This window comes from Sulfitobacter sp. S190 (assembly GCF_025141935.1).
In the GTDB taxonomy this organism is placed as follows: Bacteria; Pseudomonadota; Alphaproteobacteria; order Rhodobacterales; family Rhodobacteraceae; genus Sulfitobacter.
Genome location: NZ_CP081120.1, coordinates 3065001 through 3086704, shown reverse-complemented (window position 1 = coordinate 3086704; position 21704 = coordinate 3065001). Strand labels below are relative to the sequence as shown.

The window sequence follows — 21704 nt, the reverse complement described above, 5'->3', positions numbered from 1 at the left end:
CGGGCGCAGCCTGCCGCACGAACGGTCCAGTTTCACCCGCCTGCGAGATAGCACGCCACCTGATGCCCGTCCGCCCGCGTCTCGAGCGGGGGTGGGGCCACACGGCACCGGTCTTCTGCAATCGGGCACCTTGACGCAAAACGGCAGCCTTTCGGCAGATTGATAGGGCTGGGCGGATCGCCCTTCAGTCGGGTCCGGTTGCGCCTGTCACGGCTGTTTCCGTGCACCGACGGCACCGCGCTCAGCAACGCCTTGGTGTAGGGATGGCGCGGGTTGGTAAACAGGCTGACCCGATCGGCAAGCTCGACAATCTGGCCCAGATACATCACCGCGACCGTGTCACAGATGTGCTGCACCACTCCCAAATCGTGAGAAATGAACAGATACGTCAGGCCCAGTTCTTTCTGGAAGTCGCCCATCAGATTTAGGATCTGGGCCTGTATCGCCACATCAAGCGCCGACACGGGTTCGTCACAGACAATCAGCTCCGGACGTGTTGAAAGCGCACGCGCGAGCCCCAGACGCTGACGCTGCCCGCCCGAAAACTGATGCGGAAAAAGCGCCTGTTGTTCGGGACGCAGGCCCACCTGCCTGAAGAGTTCCGCCACCTTCGCCTCGCGCTCCTGCGGCGTTCCGATGCGCATCAGGTCCAGCGGTTCGCGCACCAGCGCGCCCGCCCGTTTGCGCGGGTTCAGCGATGAATAGGGATCCTGAAAGACAATCTGGAACCGGGATCTGGCATCGCGCAGCGCAGCACCTTCCAAATCGCTCAGCGCCGTGTCGCGCAACGTGACCTTGCCATCGGTGATATGCACCAGTCGCATGATCGCCAACGCCGTGGTCGATTTGCCGGATCCGCTCTCGCCCACGATGCCGAATGTTGTGCCTGCGGGCACGTCAAAGCTGACGCCGTCGACCGCATGTACGGTGGTGCCTTCGCCGCCCAGAAGACCGCGCTTGCCACCGAAATGGACCTTCAGGTCCGTCACCTTGAGGGCAATGTCAGACCCGCTCATTGCGCTACCTCCGGCTCGACCGCCCAGCAGGCCGCCAGATGGTCCTCCTGCGTGGCTAAGAGATGCGGCTTTTGCGAACGGCACTTGTCCATCACCAGGGGACAGCGCGGCGCAAAGGCGCAGCCCTTGCCCAGATCGGTCAACGCTGGCACCACCCCTTCGATCTCCATCAGACGTTCACGGACCGGACCGGGCGTGGCTGACAAATGCGGCACACAGGCGATCAGGCCCCGCGTATAGGGATGATCGGGGTGTGAAAGCACCGTGTCGACCTTTCCCTTCTTGACGATGCGTCCCGCGTACATCACGGCCACAGTGTCCGCGAGTTCGGCAATCGCGCCCATGTCATGGGTAATCATGATGATTGCAGTGCCCATTTCATCCTGCAGGTTTTGCAACAAATCGAAGATCTGCGCCTGCACTGTCGTATCCAGCGCGGTCGTCGGTTCATCCGCGATCAGAACGCGGGGGCGGCAGGCCAGCGCCATCGCGATCATGACCCGCTGACGCATCCCCCCCGACAATTGATGGGGATAGGCGTGGGCGCGGGCGGCGGCCTCGGGTATTTCGACGGCCTCCAGCATCTCTACCGCCCGTGCATGCGCCGCCTTGGCCGTGGCCCCTTCGTGCAAGCGCACGCTTTCGGCAATTTGCTCCCCGACGGTGAACACAGGGTTGAGCGAGGTCATCGGCTCCTGAAAGATCATCCCGATTTCCTTGCCCCTGATGCGGCACAAATCATCAACACCCATGCCCACCAATTCCTGATCACCCAGCTTGATCGAGCCGGAGGTGATCTTGCCGGGGGGATCGGGGATGAGCCCCATGATGGACAGGGCCGTCATGGACTTGCCGCAACCGGATTCGCCCACGATACCGAGAATTTCGCCCTTGTTGACCGAAAGTGAAATGTGATCTAGCACACGGGCATTGCCCGCCCGGGTTTTGAAATCGACAACAAGGTCTGAGACGCAAAGCAACGGGTCGGACATCAACGCTGCCTCAGTTTGGGGTTGAGGGCATCGTTCAATCCGTCGCCGACGAGCGAAATCGCCAGCACGGTCAGAAAGATCGCAAAACCGGGGATCGCAACCGCAAACCCTGCATCCAGAATATAGGGACGGTTTGAGCCTATGACCTGTCCCCAGCTCATCACATTGGGATCACTCAATCCCAAAAAGCTCAGCGCGGCTTCGAACAGGATGGCGGAGCCGACCATGAGGTTCGCCTGCACGACGATCGGGGGCAGGGCATTTGGCAGGATCACCTTGAAAATGAGATACAGATCCCGTGCCGAGCCGGACCGTGCCGCCGCGACATACTCCATCTCGCGGATGCGCAAAAACTCGGACCGGGTCACACGTGCCACCGCGGTCCAGCTCACCACCCCGATGGCAAGCGTAACCGTCAACAAGGATGCGCCGAAAAGCGCAACAATGACCATGGAAAACAATAGCGTCGGCAGCACCTGAAAAAACTCCGTGAACCGCATGAGCAGTTCTTCCACCAGTCCGCCGTAGTATCCCGCGAAGGCACCGACCGACACGCCGATGATGACCGACACAAGCGCCGCCGCAAGCCCGATGGCGAGCGATACCTGCCCCCCGGCCATCATCGCCGACAGGATGTCGCGGCCCAGATAATCAGTGCCCAGAATGAACCCTTCCTGCATCGGCAGTGTGAAGGGCGCCCAAACCATCTCGAACGGGTCGGTGGTGTGGACAAGCGGTCCGACAAACACGAAAAGCAAAATCGCGATCAGCAGGATCAGTCCCGCAACGGCCGCATAGTTGCGAAAGAACATCGTTGTCATCTCGCGCCACGGGCTGGTGATCCGAAGCTCCGGTTCGCCAGAAGGCTGCGAAGTGGTATCGCTCATGACGCGCTCCTAATCGGCACGGATGCGCGGATCAATCGCCCGCAACACCAGATCGGTAATGATGTTCACGACGATCACAACCAAGGATGAAAAGAACAGAATGCCCATGATTGTCGGTGTGTCGCGGGCGAGGATCGATTGCAGGGCGAGCGTGCCCAGACCGGGCCAGCTGAACACCGCCTCGACCACCACGGCGCCGGAAATCACCGCCGAGAACTGTAGGCCCGCGACCGTCACCAGAGGGCCGAGCGAGTTCTTCAGTGCGTGTTTGTAAAACACCTTGTTCTCGGCCAACCCTTTGGCGCGGGCGGTGCGCACGTAATCGCTGCCCAGCACTTCCTGCAGGGAGGCGCGGGTCAGCCGCGAATACAGCGCAAGATAGATCGAGGCCAGCGTCACCATCGGCAAGACGAGGTGATAGGCGACATTGACCGCACGCTCTAAGAACGGCGCCCCGATCAGGGAGGCGCTCATCATGCCGCCGACCGGAAAAATCGGAAAGACTGAGACAAACAGGATGATCAGCAGGATACCCGTCCAGAAAACCGGCGCGGCGAACCCGAAGAGGGACAGGAACGTGACCAGCAGGTTCGGCACACTGTTTGGCCTGCGCGCCGCCATCACCCCCAAAAGCAACCCCACGGTGATCGCCAGAAACTGCGAGGCAAACACCAGCAAAAGCGTGGCAGGCAGGCGTTGCAGGATCAGGTCCGTGACCGGCTGGTTGTAGAAATAGGAATACCCTAGGTCCAGCACGGCAACCTTACTGACATAACGCCACAGCTGCACCACAAAAGGTTGGTCCAGACCATAGCGGGTCCGGATTTCCGCCAGAACCTCTGCATCTGCACCGCCCATGTCGCCCGCGATTGAATCCGCGACATCGCCGGGCGCGATTGTGATCAGCGTAAAGTTCAACACCACCACCGCGATCAGCAACAGCACGCCATAGCCGATGCGTTTCGTCAAAATCTGCCCGAGGCCCATCGGAAATTCCACTGCTCAGAGAATTGAAAACGCCCGGTCCGCGACTGCGGTCCGGGCGCGTGTCCGCAAGGAACCTACTTCAGATACACACGGTCCAGCGGGCTGGACGTGCCCCAGACGCTGACCGGCGCATTCCCGACCGAGCTTGCGGAAATCGTGTGGTAGGGCGAGGCCCACAAAGGATACAGCGGCAGCTCATCAGCGATGATCTGCTGGAACTCGGCATAGAGTTTCTTACGCTCTTCCGTGTCGTTGGTCGCGCCGGCAGCTTCCATCAACTCGTCCACGCGCGCGTTGGAGTATTGCTGCGTATTGGACCAGATGACGCCCTCCTTGATGTTGTCCGACGAGTATGTCCGGTGCACGCCGATCACCGGGTCACCCCAGTTGAACACGTTGTCCATCGTCATGTCGAAATCCCACGTCGAGATGCGCTTGGCCCATGTCGGGAAATCCGCAGAAGAGCGCACCGCAACATCGATACCGATCTTTTTCAGCTGGGGTTTCATGTATTCGGCATAGGGCTTCATGCCCGGCCAGCCGTAATCGACAGTCAGCGCAAAACGCATCCCGTCAGACCCTTTTTCGTAACCCGCCTCATCGAGCAAGGCGTTCGCCTTGTCCAGATCGACATCATAGGCCTCGACCGTGGCGTCGTAGAACGGGCTGCCGGGGTGAATACCGGTGAGCGCGTCGGGCGCCGTGCCGAGGTTCAGCGCCTTGTTGATGAAATTGCGATCGACGGCATACGCGATCGCCTGACGTACCTTGTGGTCGGATGTTTTCTCGCCCTTGGTGTTGAACGCCAGCCAGTTTACCGGCCCGATCGCGGCATAGCCGTCGGCGTTTACCGTCAATCCATCGTTCTTTTGCAGACGCACGATATTGCGCGGGTTCTGCTCAAAACCGGACAGCAACAGCTCACCGCTTTCCAGGGCGATTGTGCGCGTCGTTTCATCGGGAAGAATGCGCATCACGATACGGTCGAGATAGGGCAGCCCATCGATGAAATAGTCTTCGTTCCGCTCAAGAATGACGTGTTCGCCGGGTTTGAATTCGACCAGCTTGAACGGCCCCGAACCGACAACATCGTTGGAATTGGCAGGGTGCGCCTTGGGGTCCTGTCCGTCACCATAGACGTGCTTGGGGATGATCGACAGCAGCTGTGACGACATGGCAAGCAGCAATGCAGGATGCGGCTTGGACAGTTTGATAACGGCCGTATGCGCATCGGGTGTTTCGACTTCGGTCACCGGGGCGAACATCGATTTGAAGGGGTGGTTCGCCTTGACGGTGTCGATGGAGAACGCAACATCCTCCGACGTGATCGGCTGCCCGTCGTGGAACGTGGCTCCCTTGACCAGATTGATCGTCACGGACAGGCCGTCTTCGGCCACTTCCCAAGTCTCGGCCAAATAGGGTTGCGGATCCCATCCCTCGTCGTAGCGCAGGAGCGACGCAAACAGCTGTGTGCCCGGCTGGCCCGTTGCGGTGCCAGACTGGACTGCGGGGTTCAGGTGCCGCGGAGTTTGTTGCAAGGCCATTGTCAGCGGGCCGCCACGCTTTGGATCCTCGGCGATCGCAGAGGTCGCCAGGACGGCGGCTGCCGCGACGGATGTCGCCAGTGTGCTGAGCATTCGCTTCATAAAATTTCACTCCCTTTGGTCTGTTATTGCGCCGAGCCTAGAACAGGGTTGCACCATCACTTAAAAATTTACCTCGGCCCTGATCTCGTGCGGTTCATCGAAAACCTTCTACGTTTTGCGAAGAAAACACTCAGATATGGGGGCCGATCTGTGATCACGATCTAGCAAGCGCGCAAAATCATAACCATGAATCCCGCGCGCCCCGCGGTCACCCATGTCGCGGTGCAGGACGGCCAGATCATCGGCGCGGGCACACTGGAAGAGCTCGAAGGCTGGGGGGACTACACCCTCGATACACAGTTTGCCCAGAAGGTTCTGATGCCCGGACTTGTCGAAGGGCACGCGCACACAATGGAAGGCACCCTGTGGCGCTATACCTTTTGCGGCTATTTCGACCGCATGGATCCGGACGGAAAGGTCTGGGACGGGCTCAAGAACAAGGATGCCGTGCTCGCGCGCCTCAAGGCCGCTGAGCAATCGCGGGAAGACCCCGATGCTCCCTTGCCCGGCTGGCAGCTCGATCCGATCTACTTCAACAACGAACGCGTGACCCGCGCCGATCTTGATCAGGTCTCGACAACCCGCCCCGTGGGCGTGCTGCACGCCTCCGGGCACATCATGAACGTCAATTCAAAGGCACTCGAACTGGCGGGACTGCTCAAGCCCGGCGTGAACCACCCCGGCGTGCCGCTGGGCGATGACGGTCTGCCCACTGGCGAACTGAAAGGCCCCGACATCATGACACCGGTGGGTGCGCACGTGGGGTTCAACCGCGACATGCTGGCCTGTGACGAACGCGGCCTGCGCGACTTCGGCCGGCTGTGCGTGCGCGCAGGCGTGACCACGGTTACCGATCTCGCCGCGAGAATGTCCGATGACGTGGCAGACATGATGATCAAGGTCACCGGCGAGCCAAAGTTTCCCGCCCGCGTGATGGCGCTGCGCTTTTTCCACGGGCTGACTACGGAAGAGCTGATCGAGCATGCGATATCCCTGCGCAATCGCTCCACGGACCGGCTCCGGCTCGGCGCGATCAAAGTGGTGGCAGACGGCTCCATTCAGGGATTCTCCGCCCGCATGCGTGCGCCGGGCTACTACAACGGTGCGCCGAACGGACTGTGGTACATCACCCCCGAACACATGCTGACCATCTACGAAAAGGCGCTAGAACACGGCTTGCTGGTCCACACCCATACCAATGGGGATCAGGCGACACAGCTGGCACTGGAGACGCTTGAAAAGGCGCTTCAGAAACATCCGGCCCGCGATCACCGCTTTACGCTGCAGCATTGCCAGCTGGCCGATGCCGCGCAATTCCGCCAGATGGCCAAGCTTGGGATGTGCGTCAATCTGTTCGCCAATCACCACTTCTATTGGGGGGATGAACACTACGCCCTGACCGTCGGGCCGGAGCGGGCCGAACGCATGAACGCCTGCCGAACGGCTCTCGACAACGCGATCCCGATGGGAATCCACTCCGATGCGCCCATCACACCGCTTGGTCCGCTCTTTACCGCGTGGTGTGCCGTGAACCGCCTCACGGCATCCGGCCGCGTTCTGGGTGAAAGTGAACGCATCACCATCCCCGAAGCCCTGCATGCCATCACGCTGGGCGCGGCCTATACGCTCAAGCTCGACGGAGAGATCGGGTCCATCGAGGCCGGCAAACGCGCCGATTTCGCCGTGCTCGAGGACGACCCGACCGAAGCCACGGCCGACAGCATCAAGGACGTGCGTGTCTGGGGCACGGTACAGGCGGGCCGCGTGTTTGCGGCCGCCGACGTCTGAGGCCCGCGCTATGCTGCCGGTAACGGTGATCGGAGGCTACCTCGGGGCGGGAAAGACAACGCTGGTGAACCACCTTTTGCGCCACGCGGACGGAACGAAGCTCGCCGTGCTGGTCAATGAATTCGGTTCATTGCCGATTGATGCGGACCTGATCGAGGCGCAGGACGAGACGATGATTTCAATCGCGGGCGGCTGCGTGTGCTGCAGCTACGGCAATGACCTCATTCAGGCGATGCTCGATCTGTCGGCACTGGAGCAGACCCCGGACCATATTCTCATCGAAGCCAGCGGCGTTGCGATGCCCGGTGCAATCGCGGCGTCCGTATCGATCATGGATGGGCTTGCTGTAGACGGGATCGTCGTGCTCGCGGATGCCGAAACGATCCGCACACAGGTAAGCGATGCGTATATCGGCGACACGATCGAACGGCAGTTGTCTGACGCCGATCTCGTGCTTCTGAACAAATGCGATCTCGTCGCACAGGACGGCGTCGGCGCGCTGCAAAACTGGCTGGGCGAAAAGGCCCCGAACGCGACCGTCGTGAAAGCCCACCATGCAAAGGTGCCAAATCCGGTCGTATTGCAGCGCCACGAAAGCCATGATGGAGAAGCCTTGACCGATTTCCATCCGCACGCCGACGCGTTTCAAAGCCGTATCATAGGCTTCGACACCGACTGCGACGTCGAGGCAGTGGCAAGATTTCTCGCCGCGCCCGAGCAAAATCTGGTCCGCGCAAAAGGGTTCGTCCCGACGCCCGAAGGCATGCGGGCCATTCACACGGTCGGGCGGCGCTGGGCTGTCTCGGACGCCCCCGCAGGCGCCACCCCCGGCGTAGTGATCATCGCCCAGAAGTGGGGCGCGGATCTGTCCGCCGTGGCATCCCGTTGGGTCGCCGCGGAATAGGGCGGCATATACAACCGGCGCAAATCCGCAATTCGATCATTAACCTTTTGGGGCGAGAATGCGGGCTGGCATAAACCGCACAATATTTACATAATTCATTCAGCATCGGGCAATTCGGCGAATTACGTTGCCGCAATTGGTCGGCGGATTAACGCAATTCCGACTATTTAGTGGCAAAAAATTGCTTTGCGCTGTGATCTTCGGTGCGCCGGAATAATAAAAACCATTTGATTACAATTTTTTAGACCCCCATTGGCGAACTCCCGCCGTATGGGCCGCGACCCCCTTTTTATTAACACTTCTGCCGCATTCTATCCAGATTCAATGGCTATGCCATTACCACGCTGACAAACTCAAGGATCCCCGATGGCCCAGACCGCTCCGCAAAACCCGCTGTCCCTCACGCCCGTATACGAAGATCTCGAAACCCGCAGCTATTCCGGCGCTGCCGGAGATTATATGGACGTTGGTCATCAGCACAGTCTGGAGCTTGGGGGCGGGACGGTTTCGCTGAGTTTTTCGCTCGACAACCTGCCGGGGATGCATGCGGTTTTGTCCAAGGACGGTCGGGGCCGCGAGGACGGCGGGCATCTGACGGTCTGGGTGCAGGACGGCACGCTGGTTGTGACGCAGGAAAGCGCGGGCGAGACGGAGTGGCTCAAGGTGCCCGATCTGGTGCTGAGCGCGCAGCAGACCTACCAGCTTGCGGTGACCTTCGGCACGGAGGGGCTCAAGATCTGGCTGGACGGTGAGCTTGTCGCCGCCGAGCCGCAGTTCAAGATGGGCATTTCGGCCAACGACCGTGCGCTGGTGATCGGCGGCAGCCGCGCCTGGCACGAAACCGATGACCGCGACGCGCACAGCCTGTTCGAGGGCGACATCGGCAACGTCATGATCTTTGGCCAGCAGCTGGGCGAGCAGCAGATTCTCGCGCTGGCGCAGGCGGTCGATCCGGCGCTGGACGATCCCGCGCGCATGGCCGCGATGATGGAGGATCTGCTGCCGGTGCTGGGCGATGTGCACCACGCATCCGACACGCTCAAGGCGATCATGATGTCCTACGGTGCGACCCATCACGGCCATATGACCCGGATGCCCGCGCTGCAGGTGGACGGCGGGCAAGCCGGCACGCTGGACGGCACGACCGGTGCGGACGGGCTGAACGGGGGCGGCGGCAACGACCGGCTGGTCGGCGCGGGCGGCGATGACATCCTGCAGGGCGACTACGGCAACGACACGCTCAACGGCGGCACCGGGCGCGATATTCTGGACGGCGGGCACGGCGAGGACCGGTTGAACGGCGGCGCGGGCGACGATCTGCTGATCAGCCGTGCGGACGGCCGCGAGGGCGCGATCTTCTACGATCCCGACCGCGACGAAGGCGACCCGCTGGGCGAGCTGACCAACGGCAAGCTCTACCCCGATCAGCCGATCCCGGCGGATGACGTGCTGACGGGCGGCGCGGGGGCGGATATTTTCTACTTCCAGACGCTGATCAACGCCAAGGAACGCTACATCGAAAAGCACACGCGCGACGATGGCACGATCAACTGGCACGGCGTGGCGGGCGAAAACGACAAGCTGCACGACCACTGGGTCGACGTGATCGGCAACGACATGGTCACCGACTTCAGCCGCGCCGACGGCGACCGGCTGGTGATCGAGGGCCACACGACGCAGATCGCCTCGATCACCTACGGTGACGTGAACGGCGATGGCGTGATGGACCACTCGGTGATCGCGCTCTACTCCGATCAGGGCAAGAACGGCGGCGCGCATAACGACGACCAGCTGGGCCAGATCACGGTTTACGGCGATCTCGTCAAACTCAGCGACATCGAACACACCGCCGCCCCCGCCTACGGCATCGTGCACACCATCGACGACCTGCAAGAAGCCCTCAGCCCGCAAACAAACGGCACAAACGCCCCGAACCAGGCCCCCCCGAACGGGGTGCCACAGCTTGGCGACGTCAGGGTTGCCGGTGTGCCGACACCGGCCTTCGCGATCGAGGGCACGCATACATTTTCCGGCGCGGCCGGTGATTATATGGACGTTGGTCATCAGCGCAGTCTGGAGCTTGGGGGCGGGACGGTTTCGTTGAGTTTTTCGCTCGACAACCTGCCGGGGATGCATGCGGTTTTGTCCAAGGACGGTCGGGGCCGCGAGGACGGCGGGCATCTGACGGTCTGGGTGCAGGACGGCACGCTGGTGGTGACACAGGAAAGCGCGGGCGAGACGGAGTGGCTCAAGGTGCCAGATCTGGTGCTGAGCGCGCAGCAGACCTACCAGCTTGCGGTGACCTTCGGCACGGAGGGGCTCAAGATCTGGCTGGACGGTGAGCTTGTCGCCGCCGAGCCGCAGTTCAAGATGGGCATTTCGGCCAACGACCGCGCGCTGGTGATCGGCGGCAGCCGCGCCTGGCACGAAACCGATGACCGCGACGCGCACAGCCTGTTCGAGGGCGACATCGGCAACGTCATGATCTTTGGCCAGCAGCTGGGCGAGCAGCAGATTCTCGCGCTGGCGCAGGCGGTCGATCCGGCGCTGGACGATCCCGCGCGCATGGCCGCGATGATGGAGGATCTGCTGCCGGTGCTGGGCGATGTGCATCACGCATCCGACACGCTCAAGGCGATCATGATGTCCTATGGTGCGACCCATCATGGCCATATGACCCGGATGCCCGCGCTACAGGTGGACGGCGGGCAAGCCGGCACGCTGGACGGCACGACCGGTGCGGACGGGCTGAACGGGGGCGGCGGCAACGACCGGCTGGTCGGCGCGGGCGGCGATGACATCCTGCAGGGCGACTACGGCAACGACACGCTCAACGGCGGCACCGGGCGCGACATTCTGGATGGCGGGCACGGCGAGGACCGGTTGAACGGCGGCGCGGGCGACGATCTGCTGATCAGCCGTGCGGACGGCCGCGAGGGCGCGATCTTCTACGATCCCGACCGCGACGAAGGCGACCCGCTGGGCGAGCTGACCAACGGCAAGCTCTACCCCGATCAGCCGATCCCGGCGGATGACGTGCTGACGGGCGGCGCGGGGGCGGATATTTTCTACTTCCAGACGCTGATCAACGCCAAGGAACGCTACATCGAAAAGCACACGCGCGACGATGGCACGATCAACTGGCACGGCGTGGCGGGCGAAAACGACAAGCTGCACGACCACTGGGTTGACGTGATCGGCAACGACATGGTCACCGACTTCAGCCGCGCCGACGGCGACCGGCTGGTGATCGAGGGCCACACGACGCAGATCGCCTCGATCACCTACGGCGACGTGAACGGCGATGGTGTGATGGACCACTCGGTGATCGCGCTCTACTCCGATCAGGGCAAGAACGGCGGCGCGCATAACGACGACCAGCTGGGCCAGATCACGGTTTACGGCGATCTCGTCAAACTCAGCGACATCGAACACACCGCCGCCCCCGCCTACGGCATCGTGCACACCATCGACGACCTGCAAGAAGCCCTCAGCCCACAAACAAACGGCACAAACGCCCCCAACCAGGCCCCCCCTAGTGGGGTGATGCGCGCGGCGGACCTGAGCATCGACGGTTTGCCCGCGCCGGTCTTTGCCGCGGGCGGCAGCCACAGCTTTACGACCGATGCGCGGGCGCCTTTGACCTTCGCCCATGCCGACGCGCTGGCCCTCGACAGCGGCACCATCGCCATGAATTTCGTGGCCGACGCGCTGACGGACTATCAGGTGCTCTTTTCCAAGGACGCCACCGACAAGGGCAACGGCGGGCACATTATCGCGTCGTTGAATAATGTGGGCACGTTGCAACTGCGGGTGCAGGACGCGGAGAAGTCCTACTATCTCGAGGCGCAGGGTCTGATCGAGGCGGGCGTGGCCTATGATCTGGCCGTGACATTCGGGCCCGCGGGCGTCGAAGTCATGCTCGACGGCGCGCGCGTCGCCTATAAGCCCGACGTGTCCTACAACATGCTCAACAACAAAGAGTATCTGATTGTCGGCGGCAGTGGCGCAAACAATATCTCGGGCAGTGCCGACCGTATCCACAGCCATTTCAACGGAACGATCAGCGATTTTGTCATCTTCGACAGCGTGATCAGCGCGGCAGACCAGCGCGCCGCGGGTTTCGGCACCGGCGACGCGGGACAGCTTGGTCGCGGCGGCGCACCTGCTGCGGAAACAATGCCCGAAGGCCTGATGACCGGTACGGCCTCTGCCGACGTGATGATCGGCACCGACGGCGATGACGTCCTCATTGCAGAGCAGACAGATACCGCTTTCGATACGGCGGCCGCACAGCTTTACCGGCTTTATCAGGCCACACTGGGGCGCGAACCCGATGTCGTCGGCCTGCGCGACTGGGTGGATCAGCTGACATCGGGCGACCGCGATCTCATCGATCTCGCGGGCCTCATCACCGCCTCGCCGGAGTTCTCTAACCGCTACGGGCCCCTCGATACGGGCGAATTTGTCAGCTTGCTTTACAACAATGTGCTGGGCCGGGAACCGGATGCGGCAGGGTTCGCCGGCTGGACGCAGGCGCTTGATAGCGGGCAGGCGAGCCGCGCAGACATCGTATTGGGCATGGCGCAAAGTCCCGAGTTCATCCAGAAGACCGAAATCGATGCGATGGGGGTCAGCGAACCCCTGCTGCAAGCGAGCTTCAGCGACGATGTGTTCCGCCTGTATCAGGCGACACTGGGGCGCGCACCGGACGCTGCCGGTTTTGACGGATGGAGCGGTAAACTGGCCGAAGGCATGGCGATGGGCGATGCCGTCGCGGGCTTTACCGGCAGCCGCGAGTTCCAGCAGACCTATTCCGATACGACCGACGCCGAATTCGTGACGCTGCTTTACCAAAACGTGCTGGACCGCAGCCCCGATGCGCAGGGCCTCGATGGCTGGACCGCCAGATTGGCCAGCGACAGCTGGAGCCGCGAGGCGGTCGTCGAAGCGTTTTCACAAAGCCTCGAGTTCATCCGCGAAAGCGCCGATGACCTTGCTGCTTGGATGCGCGCACAGGGCGTTGATGACCGGCTCGACGCAGGAGCGGGCACCAACATCCTAGTGGGCGGCAAGGGGTCGGACATCTTTGTATTCCGGCCCACTGATGCGGCAAGCATGAACACGGTGGTGGACCTCGAAGCGTGGGATACGATCGATCTGCAGGCCTTTGACTTTGACAGCATTACAGATGCGAAAGATGCAATGGCCCAAGCGGGCGACAAGGTGATCTTTGCCCATGACAACGTATCTGTGGTGTTCCATGACACCAATCTGGCGCAGATTTCGGACGATATGATCCTGATCTGATCATCCGCGCTCACGGCTCCGCTTGACGGCTCACGCCCTTTTGCGCAAGCGTCGCGCAGACCTTGCGCAGGAGGGCACGCGCCGTGAAGCGATCCGACATCAACAAGATCCTGACCGAAGCTGACGACATGATGCGCAGCTTCGGTCAGGTGCTGCCGCCGTTCGCCTATTGGACGCCAGCCGAGTTTCGCCAGAACGCAACTGCCGCGCGGCATGTCATCGACGCGCGGTGCGGTTGGGATATCACCGATTATGGCGCTGGCGATTTTGACCGGATGGGGCTTTTCCTGTTCACCCTGCGCAACGGCATCCTGTCCGATCTGCGGGCCGGAGGCGGCATGTGTTACGCCGAAAAGCTGTTGATCTCGCGGCGCGATCAGCTTTCGCCGATGCACACCCATGTGATCAAGGCCGAAGATATCATCAACCGGGGCGGCGCCGATCTTGTGGTCGAACTTTTCGGCTCCGACGACGATGGCAACTTTGCGCAGGACCGTGGCGGCACCGTGATGTGCGACGGAGTGGTAATGCCCTATGCGCCGGGCGAAAAGCTGGTGCTGGCGCCCGGCCAGAGTGTCACCCTGCGCCCCGGAGACTGGCACGCGTTCTGGGGGGAAGGGGGCGATGTGCTGATCGGCGAGGTATCGACCGTCAATGACGATGAAACCGACAACATCTTCAAGGATCCGATCGGACGTTTCGCGCAGATCGAAGAGGACGTGGACCCGCTCCATCTGCTTGTCAGCGATTACGCGACCCACCTTGACTGACCGGTACCCCGGCATTTGCCACAGGACCGTCCCATGATCCGTCATATCGTACTGACCAAATTCAAACCTGACGTACCCGAAAGCGCAATTGCGCAGATTTACGGTGATCTCTCGCAGTTGGTGAGCGATATGCCGGGGGCGCAGGGGTTCACTGGTGGTCGTTCCCAAAGCCCCGAGCAGATCGAGCGCGGATACAACCACGGCTTTGTCATTGATTTTGACGACTGGGAAGCCCTGCAACAATACGCCGACCATCCGCGACACAAGGCGCTTGGCGCGCAACTGGTCGAGCATGCCAAAGGCGGCATCGACGGGCTGCTTGTGCTCGATATCGACGTGTGACCACCGCTGCCACCGCGCCGAAAGGGCTTGTACGGCAACGCAGTTTTCCCCTAGACGCGCAAAAGCATCGCGACATTGCACCTTTCCTGCGGGGGCCAGACCATGACCATTACACATCTCGTGACCCATTCGGGCGGCTTTCATGCCGATGAATTGCTGTCGACGGTCATTCTGGCCCGGCTCTATCCCGATGCGGCGCTGATCCGAAGCCGGGATGCGGACTGGATCACACCGGGCGAGGGCAAGATCATCTACGACGTGGGCCGCGATTTCGATGCGGCTGCGATGATCTTCGACCATCACCAACGCCCCAATCCGCTGCGCGACACCGGCCAGCCCTATAGCGCGTTTGGGCTGATCTGGGCGCACTTCGGCCGTGACTACCTGCGCGCCATGGACGTACCCGATGCCGACATCGAGACGGTGCTCGCCAGCTTTGACGCGCAGTTCGTGCTGCCGGTCGATCTGATCGACAATGGCGCGGTTGATGCGTCCGAGGCCGGTCCCCTATTTACGGGCCTTACCCTGCCTGTGTTGCTGGAAACACTCAAACCCGTGTTCGATGCGCGCGAGCCGGGTGCCGATGACACCGCCTTTGCACAGGCCCTGCCGGTGGCGCGTGCATTTGTCGAAGCGTCCGTGCGCCGCAAGGCCGCGAAACTGCGTGCACAGGAAATCGTGGCGCAGGCCATCGCGCAGGCGGGCGATGCGCGTGTGCTCGAACTGCCGATGGGCATGCCGTTCCGCGCCGGAATCGAAGAAGCGGGTGCCGATCACCTTCTGTTCGTCATTCATCCACGCGACGGGGGAGATTGGGCGCTGACCACGATCCGCACTGGGGACGATACATTCGACACCCGCGCCGATCTTCCCGCCGCGTGGGCCGGCCTGACCGATGCGGCTCTCGAAGCGGCGAGCGGCGTCGAGGGCGCGCGGTTCTGTCACAATGGCCGCTTCATCGCCGTCGCCCGCGACCGCGATGCAATCGTGGCGATGGCCGCGCGCGCGCTGCATACTGCCGAGGCAGACACCGCTTCCTGATCGCGCCCCACCGCGCAGCATAACGGTTGACAGCGCCGCACAAAGCGCCGCAAATAGCGCCCATAAGAACGATGTCGGGAGAACCAGTTTACTGGTGCCGAAGGAGCAACTGCCTCGGAAACTCTCAGGCCACAGGACCGACATTGAACCAAAACTCTGGAGAGTGGTGCAGCCGCACCCGCCGAAGGGATAGCAATCTCAGGCGCGCCAACGGCGCAAAGACAGAGGAGGCATCGCAGCAAGGGCCAAACGCCTTTGCATCCTGTGGTGCCGACCGATTTTCCTGATCGACCCGGCAAAAGACGAAAGGCACAAGATGTCTGATTTGCTGGAAACGCCGCTGCACGATCTGCACGTGGAACTCGGCGCGAAAATGGTGCCCTTCGCAGGCTACGCGATGCCGGTGCAATATCCCCTTGGCGTGATGAAAGAACACAATCACACCCGCACCAAGGCCGGTTTGTTCGATGTCAGCCACATGGGGCAGGTCATCGTGAAGGGCCGTGACTACGAACAGGCTGCCACGGCGCTCGAGGCCCTTGTGCCGGTCGATGTGCTGGGTCTGGGCGAAAACCGCCAGCGGTATGGTTTTTTTACCAATGACGCGGGCGGCATCACCGACGACCTGATGCTGGCCAACCGGGGCGACCACGTCTTTGTCGTGGTGAATGCCGCGTGCAAATCCGATGACATCGCGCATATGGCCGGCGCCATGCCGGGCATCGAGGTGACAGAGGTGACCGACCGCGCGCTCTTGGCTTTGCAGGGACCGTCCGCGCAGGCCGTCCTGTCGCAGCTTGATCCCGCCGCCGCGCAGATGCGTTTCATGGATGTGGCCACCCTGACGCTTGACGGGTCCGACTGCTGGGTTTCGCGCTCGGGCTACACCGGTGAGGACGGCTACGAGATTTCGGTCCCCGCCACAGACGCGGTGGCGCTGGCCAGAACGCTTCTGGCGCATCCCGATGTCGAACCGATCGGCCTTGGCGCACGGGATTCGCTGCGGCTGGAGGCGGGGCTATGCCTCTACGGTCACGACATCGACACCGAAACCACCCCGGTCGAAGCCGCGCTGACCTGGGCCGTCCAGAAGGTGCGCCGCCCGGATGGCGCGCGGGCAGGTGGCTTTCCCGGTGCCGAATACATCTTTGCCCAGATGCAGGGGGGCGCGGGGCGCAAACGCGTGGGCCTGTTGCCCGAGGGCCGCGCACCGATGCGCGAAGGCGTTGCGCTCTATGCCGATGACACCGCGGCAGATCCCATCGGCCAGATTACGTCCGGCGGCTTTGGTCCGACGGTAGGGGGGCCGGTTGCGATGGGTTACGTTGACCTTGGTCACGCCGAAATCGGCACAACGGTCTATGGCGATCTGCGCGGCAGACGCCTGCCGCTGCGCGTGGTCGCCATGCCCTTCACGCCCGCGAACTTCAAACGATAACCAACAGAGAGACACGACCATGAAATACACAGAAGAACACGAATGGCTGCGCACCGAAGGCGATGTGATCGTGGTGGGCATCACCGCCCACGCCACCGAACAGCTGGGCGACATCGTTTTTGTCGAATTGCCCGACGTCGGCACGACCGTGGAAAAGGATGACGAAATCGTCGTCATTGAATCCGTGAAGGCCGCGTCTGACATCATGGCCCCGCTCGACGGTGAAATCACCGCTGTGAATGAAGCCTTGGGCGACAACCCCGCGCTGGCCAACGAAGACGCCACCGGCGAAGGCTGGTTTTTCAAGATCAAGCCGTCCGATCCGTCCCAGATGGACGATTACATGGACGAAGACGCCTACAAGGCAATGATTGGTTAAGCTGAGGGCCACCAGATGACATTTACCCCCACCGACTATCTTCCCTACGACTTTGCCAACCGTCGGCACATCGGTCCATCACCCGATGAGATGGCGCAGATGCTCGATACGGTGGGGGCGAAAGATCTCGACGCGCTCATCGACGATACGCTGCCACCGGCCATTCGTCAGAAAGAACCGCTCGATTTTGGCAAGCCGAAATCCGAACGCGAACTGCTGCACCACATGAAGGTGACGGCAGCCAAGAACAAGGTGCTGACCTCGCTCATCGGGCAGGGGTATCACGGGACGGTCACGCCCCCCGCGATCCAGCGCAATATTTTCGAAAACCCCGCGTGGTATACCGCCTACACCCCCTACCAGCCCGAAATCTCTCAGGGCCGGCTCGAGGCGCTCTTGAATTTCCAGACCATGGTCTCCGATCTGACCGGTCTGGAAATCGCCAATGCCTCGCTGCTGGACGAGGCGACCGCCTGCGCCGAGGCGATGACCATGGCGCAACGGGTGTCCAAATCCAAACTCAAGGGCTTTTTCGTCGACGAAAACTGCCACCCGCAGAACATCGCCGTGATGAAAACCCGCGCGGCACCGCTCGGCATCGAAATCACTGTGGGCAGCCCCAATGATCTGGATGCCGAAACGGTGTTCGGCGCGATCTTTCAGTTCCCCGGCACCCACGGGCATCTGCGCGATTTCACACCCCAGATCGACGCGCTGCATTCGGCCAAGGCCATCGGCATCATTGCGGCGGATCCGCTGTCTTTGACGTTGCTCAAGGAACCCGGTGCCATGGGCGCCGACATTGCCGTGGGCACGACCCAGCGGTTCGGCGTGCCGGTCGGCTACGGCGGTCCGCACGCGGCCTACATGGCGACGCGCCAGAGCTATGCGCGCAACATGCCAGGCCGGATCGTGGGGGTGTCCATCGACAGTCACGGCAACCGGGCCTACCGTTTGTCGCTGCAAACGCGCGAACAGCATATCCGGCGCGAAAAGGCGACATCGAATGTCTGCACCGCGCAGGCGCTTCTGGCGGTCATGGCGGGCTTCTACGCCGTTTTCCACGGGCCTCAGGGCCTGCGCGCCATCGCTCAGCGGATACACCGCAAAACCGCCCGACTGGCCGAAGGTCTGAAAATGGGCGGGTTCGATGTCCGGCCCGCCGCCTTCTTCGACACGATCACCGTCGATGTGGGGCCCTTGCAGCAGGCCGTGATGAAATCCGCCGTCGACGAAGGCATCAATCTGCGTGCCGTGGGCGACACGCAGGTCGGCATCACGCTCGATGAACGTACCCGCCCCGCAACCATCGAAGCGGTCTGGCGCGCCTTCGGCATCGACCGTGCGGACAAGGACTACACCCCGCATTACCACATGCCCGAAAAGCTGATCCGCACCTCTGATTTCCTGACCCATCCGGTATTCCACATGAACCGGGCCGAGACCGAGATGATGCGCTACATGCGCCGCCTCGCGGACCGTGATCTGGCGCTCGACCGCGCGATGATCCCCTTGGGGTCGTGCACGATGAAGCTGAACTCCGCCGCAGAGATGATGCCGGTGTCATGGGACGAGTTTTCCCTGCTGCATCCCTTCGTGCCGCGCGATCAGGCCGAGGGCTACCACGAGATGATTGCCGATCTGTCGGACAAACTGTGCGACGTGACCGGCTATGACGCGATATCCATGCAGCCCAATTCTGGGGCGCAGGGCGAATATGCGGGTCTGCTGACCATCGCGGGCTACCACCGCGCCAACGGCGAAGGGCACCGCAACATCTGCCTCATTCCGATGAACGCCCACGGCACCAATCCCGCATCTGCGCAAATGGTCGGCTGGAAAGTCGTGCCGGTCAAATCCGACGATCGCGGTGATATCGACCTTGATGATTTCCGTAGCAAGGTGGACCAGCACCGCGACAACCTCGCAGGCTGCATGATCACTTATCCCTCCACCCACGGCGTGTTCGAAGAAACCGTGATCGAGGTGTGCCAGATCATCCATGACGCGGGCGGGCAGGTTTACATCGACGGGGCCAACATGAACGCGATGGTGGGTCTGTCGCGTCCCGGCGATCTGGGCGGTGACGTCAGCCACCTCAACCTGCACAAGACGTTCTGCATCCCGCACGGCGGGGGTGGTCCCGGTATGGGCCCCATCGGCGTCAAGGATCACCTGATCCCGCATCTGCCCGGCGATCCCAACACCGGGGAAGGGGCCGTGTCTGCCGCACCCTACGGATCGCCGTCGCTGCTGCCGATTTCATGGGCCTATTGCCTGATGATGGGCGGCGAGGGTCTGACGCAGGCAACACGCGTCGCCATACTTAACGCGAACTACATCGCCAAACGGCTGGAGGGGGCATTCGACGTTCTTTACCGCGGGACTTCCGGTCGCGTGGCGCATGAGTGCATCATTGACACCCGGCCCTTCGCCGACAGTGCCCATGTGACCGTCGACGACATTGCCAAGCGGCTGATCGACTGCGGCTTCCACGCCCCCACGATGAGCTGGCCTGTTGCGGGGACGCTGATGATCGAACCCACGGAGTCGGAGACCAAGGCCGAGCTTGACCGTTTCTGTGACGCCATGCTCGCCATTCGGGCCGAGATTGCGCAGATCGAAGAGGGCAAGATCGACGCCGACAACAATCCTCTCAAGAACGCGCCGCACACGATGGAGGATCTGGTCAAGGAGTGGGACCGCCCCTACGACCGCGAAACCGGATGCTTCCCGCCCGGTGCGTTCCGGGTCGATAAATACTGGCCGCCCGTCAACCGGGTCGACAACGCATGGGGGGACCGCAACCTCACCTGCACCTGTCCTCCCATGACCGACTACGCGGAAGCCGCCGAATAAGACGACAAGGCCCGGGCATCACCAGATCCCCGGGCCTCTGCCATTCTGCTCAGATTTGTCGCAGCAGCCACGCTCGTTCTGCGGCGGCTTTGCCCTAGGTCTTGTAGTGCACCACAAGGACGAGGCACCCCGATGGCACAGACCGCACGCAACAATCTCGACATCTATGACGACGTGGCCGCCAACTGGTGGTCAGACGACATCCGCTGGGTCCGCACGCTCAAGAACATGGTGCCGGGCCGTTTGTCGTGGTTCGATACGAAAATCGACTGGGCCGGCAAACGGGTTCTCGATCTGGGATGCGCCGGTGGCTTCATGGCCGAAGCGCTTGCCGAACGCGGCGCTACCGTTACGGGTATTGATCCCGCCCGCGATGCGATCGAAGCCGCCCGAACACATGCCGCAAGCGAAGGCCATGCAATTACCTATGATGTCGGCGTCGGCGAAGCACTGCCCTATGATGACGACAGCTTTGATGCCGTGGTCTGTGTCGATGTGCTGGAACACGTGCAGGACCTCGATCAGGTCAACCGCGAAGTGGCTCGGGTTCTGGTGCCGGGGGGGCGATACCTCTTTGACACCATCAACCGCAATCCGCTGGCGCGCCTTGCCACCATCACCATGGCGGAAGACGTCCTGCGGTTGTTGCCCAAGGGGACACATGATCCGCAGATGTTCATCAAACCGGACGAACTGCGCGCAAGCCTGCGGGCTGCGGGTTTCACGCCCGAGACCTTCACCGGTCTGGGACCCCGCGGGGTGAACCGCCGCGGAGACCTGACATTCGGTCGGCTGCCAATGACGGGGATCATCTACATGGGGACTGCGACGCGCAACACGGGAGGCTGAAGACGGCGCAGTCTGTGGCCTTCCCCGGAAGAAGGGAACAGTCGGGCCACAGGCAGGCAAAGCCGGGTTGCCCAACGGATTCGCCCCGAAGGAACGAGTCGCCAAAGATCACGGGGCGCGATTCCGATGATTCCGACGATGATTCATCCCGATTCAGAGGCACGACAGGCAGGCAGCAGCCTTTTGGGCCGTGATTGAGGCGCTGCGAGAGGCGCCCAAGCCCCGAATGACGGCTTCCTGTGCAGTTTTATGCATGCAAAAGCATGTGCCTGAATGGCGATAAGCCTATATAAATATGGGGTTTGGGGCTTAGTCGTCGGGGCCGGATGAGGAATTTCGACCTTTTGGTCATTTTCCATTAAAAAAGCGCTTGCGGGTTTTGTTTGTTGGGCTTAGAACCCCCTTCACCGGCGGCGCTGAGGCGCACCGGGGCGCCACGGAGGCGGGACGGAGCGGATGCTTCGGAGTGTCTTCGGGGTGAATATCAGAGTAAGAG

15 protein-coding genes and 1 riboswitch are annotated in these 21704 nt (G+C 62.0%); of the genes, 10 read left to right on the top strand and 5 right to left on the bottom strand.

Features of this window, described 5'->3' with window-relative positions; translation table 11 throughout:
• Positions 1-32 precede the first annotated feature (32 nt).
• The 5 genes from K3756_RS15355 to K3756_RS15335 form a co-directional block, all read right to left on the bottom strand.
• On the bottom strand, positions 33-1016 hold the full coding sequence (locus tag K3756_RS15355; RefSeq protein WP_259988893.1) for an ABC transporter ATP-binding protein: 984 nt from the start codon (positions 1014-1016) through the stop codon (positions 33-35).
• Positions 1013-2008 (bottom strand): ABC transporter ATP-binding protein, encoded by a 996-nt coding sequence (locus tag K3756_RS15350; RefSeq protein WP_259988891.1) that lies wholly within the window; start codon positions 2006-2008, stop codon positions 1013-1015. Before K3756_RS15350 ends, K3756_RS15355 begins: the two co-directional genes overlap by 4 nt.
• Positions 2008-2895, bottom strand: coding sequence for an ABC transporter permease (locus K3756_RS15345; protein WP_259988889.1), 888 nt, complete (start codon positions 2893-2895; stop codon positions 2008-2010). Before K3756_RS15345 ends, K3756_RS15350 begins: the two co-directional genes overlap by 1 nt.
• A gap of 9 nt (positions 2896-2904) precedes the next feature.
• Positions 2905-3882, bottom strand: coding sequence for an ABC transporter permease (locus K3756_RS15340; RefSeq protein ID WP_259988886.1), 978 nt, complete (start codon positions 3880-3882; stop codon positions 2905-2907).
• A gap of 74 nt (positions 3883-3956) precedes the next feature.
• The gene (locus K3756_RS15335; protein WP_259988884.1) at positions 3957-5528 is read right to left on the bottom strand and encodes an ABC transporter substrate-binding protein; all 1572 of its coding nucleotides are present in this window, start codon (positions 5526-5528) and stop codon (positions 3957-3959) included.
• 186 nt (positions 5529-5714) lie between these two features.
• Here K3756_RS15335 and K3756_RS15330 point away from each other — a divergent pair, with 186 nt between their 5' ends.
• From K3756_RS15330 to ubiG, 10 genes are all read left to right on the top strand, one after another.
• Complete coding sequence (locus K3756_RS15330) at positions 5715-7316, top strand: amidohydrolase (protein WP_259988882.1); 1602 nt, start codon at positions 5715-5717, stop codon at positions 7314-7316.
• Positions 7317-7326: 10 nt separating this feature from the next.
• Entirely contained in the window at positions 7327-8220 is an 894-nt protein-coding gene (locus tag K3756_RS15325; protein ID WP_259988880.1) for a GTP-binding protein, read from the top strand.
• A gap of 366 nt (positions 8221-8586) precedes the next feature.
• Positions 8587-13530: a DUF4214 domain-containing protein gene (locus K3756_RS15320; RefSeq protein WP_259988878.1), complete on the top strand. Its 4944-nt coding sequence runs from the start codon at positions 8587-8589 to the stop codon at positions 13528-13530.
• Between the two features lie 83 nt (positions 13531-13613).
• The gene (locus tag K3756_RS15315) at positions 13614-14300 is read left to right on the top strand and encodes a D-lyxose/D-mannose family sugar isomerase (RefSeq protein WP_259988876.1); all 687 of its coding nucleotides are present in this window, start codon (positions 13614-13616) and stop codon (positions 14298-14300) included.
• A gap of 33 nt (positions 14301-14333) precedes the next feature.
• Positions 14334-14642 carry a Dabb family protein gene (locus K3756_RS15310; RefSeq protein WP_259988874.1) on the top strand — a complete coding sequence of 103 codons (309 nt, stop codon included), beginning with the start codon at positions 14334-14336 and terminating at the stop codon, positions 14640-14642.
• 102 nt (positions 14643-14744) lie between these two features.
• The gene (locus K3756_RS15305; RefSeq protein ID WP_259988872.1) at positions 14745-15683 is read left to right on the top strand and encodes an MYG1 family protein; all 939 of its coding nucleotides are present in this window, start codon (positions 14745-14747) and stop codon (positions 15681-15683) included.
• A 65-nt stretch (positions 15684-15748) separates the two neighbouring features.
• Positions 15749-15833: riboswitch (glycine riboswitch) on the top strand.
• Between the two features lie 166 nt (positions 15834-15999).
• Positions 16000-17121: a glycine cleavage system aminomethyltransferase GcvT gene (gcvT, locus tag K3756_RS15300; RefSeq protein ID WP_259988870.1), complete on the top strand. Its 1122-nt coding sequence runs from the start codon at positions 16000-16002 to the stop codon at positions 17119-17121.
• 19 nt (positions 17122-17140) lie between these two features.
• Positions 17141-17500 carry a glycine cleavage system protein GcvH gene (gene gcvH, locus K3756_RS15295; protein ID WP_259988868.1) on the top strand — a complete coding sequence of 120 codons (360 nt, stop codon included), beginning with the start codon at positions 17141-17143 and terminating at the stop codon, positions 17498-17500.
• A 15-nt stretch (positions 17501-17515) separates the two neighbouring features.
• Complete coding sequence (gene gcvP / locus K3756_RS15290; RefSeq protein WP_259988866.1) at positions 17516-20359, top strand: aminomethyl-transferring glycine dehydrogenase; 2844 nt, start codon at positions 17516-17518, stop codon at positions 20357-20359.
• Between the two features lie 132 nt (positions 20360-20491).
• Positions 20492-21208, top strand: coding sequence for a bifunctional 2-polyprenyl-6-hydroxyphenol methylase/3-demethylubiquinol 3-O-methyltransferase UbiG (gene ubiG / locus K3756_RS15285; RefSeq protein ID WP_259988864.1), 717 nt, complete (start codon positions 20492-20494; stop codon positions 21206-21208).
• Positions 21209-21704 lie beyond the last annotated feature (496 nt).

Bases quoted from the DNA above. Each gene is read 5' to 3' on its own strand.
- gcvH (WP_259988868.1), top strand. From the start codon at position 17,141: ATGAAATACACAGAAGAACACGAATGGCTGCGCACCGAAGGCGATGTG.
- K3756_RS15335 (WP_259988884.1), bottom strand. From the start codon at position 5,528: ATGAAGCGAATGCTCAGCACACTGGCGACATCCGTCGCGGCAGCCGCC.
- gcvP (WP_259988866.1), top strand. From the start codon at position 17,516: ATGACATTTACCCCCACCGACTATCTTCCCTACGACTTTGCCAACCGT.
- K3756_RS15325 (WP_259988880.1), top strand. From the start codon at position 7,327: ATGCTGCCGGTAACGGTGATCGGAGGCTACCTCGGGGCGGGAAAGACA.
- K3756_RS15350 (WP_259988891.1), bottom strand. From the start codon at position 2,008: ATGTCCGACCCGTTGCTTTGCGTCTCAGACCTTGTTGTCGATTTCAAA.
- K3756_RS15340 (WP_259988886.1), bottom strand. From the start codon at position 3,882: ATGGGCCTCGGGCAGATTTTGACGAAACGCATCGGCTATGGCGTGCTG.
- K3756_RS15355 (WP_259988893.1), bottom strand. From the start codon at position 1,016: ATGAGCGGGTCTGACATTGCCCTCAAGGTGACGGACCTGAAGGTCCAT.
- ubiG (WP_259988864.1), top strand. From the start codon at position 20,492: ATGGCACAGACCGCACGCAACAATCTCGACATCTATGACGACGTGGCC.
- gcvT (WP_259988870.1), top strand. From the start codon at position 16,000: ATGTCTGATTTGCTGGAAACGCCGCTGCACGATCTGCACGTGGAACTC.
- K3756_RS15345 (WP_259988889.1), bottom strand. From the start codon at position 2,895: ATGAGCGATACCACTTCGCAGCCTTCTGGCGAACCGGAGCTTCGGATC.
- K3756_RS15310 (WP_259988874.1), top strand. From the start codon at position 14,334: ATGATCCGTCATATCGTACTGACCAAATTCAAACCTGACGTACCCGAA.
- K3756_RS15330 (WP_259988882.1), top strand. From the start codon at position 5,715: ATGAATCCCGCGCGCCCCGCGGTCACCCATGTCGCGGTGCAGGACGGC.
- K3756_RS15305 (WP_259988872.1), top strand. From the start codon at position 14,745: ATGACCATTACACATCTCGTGACCCATTCGGGCGGCTTTCATGCCGAT.
- K3756_RS15320 (WP_259988878.1), top strand. From the start codon at position 8,587: ATGGCCCAGACCGCTCCGCAAAACCCGCTGTCCCTCACGCCCGTATAC.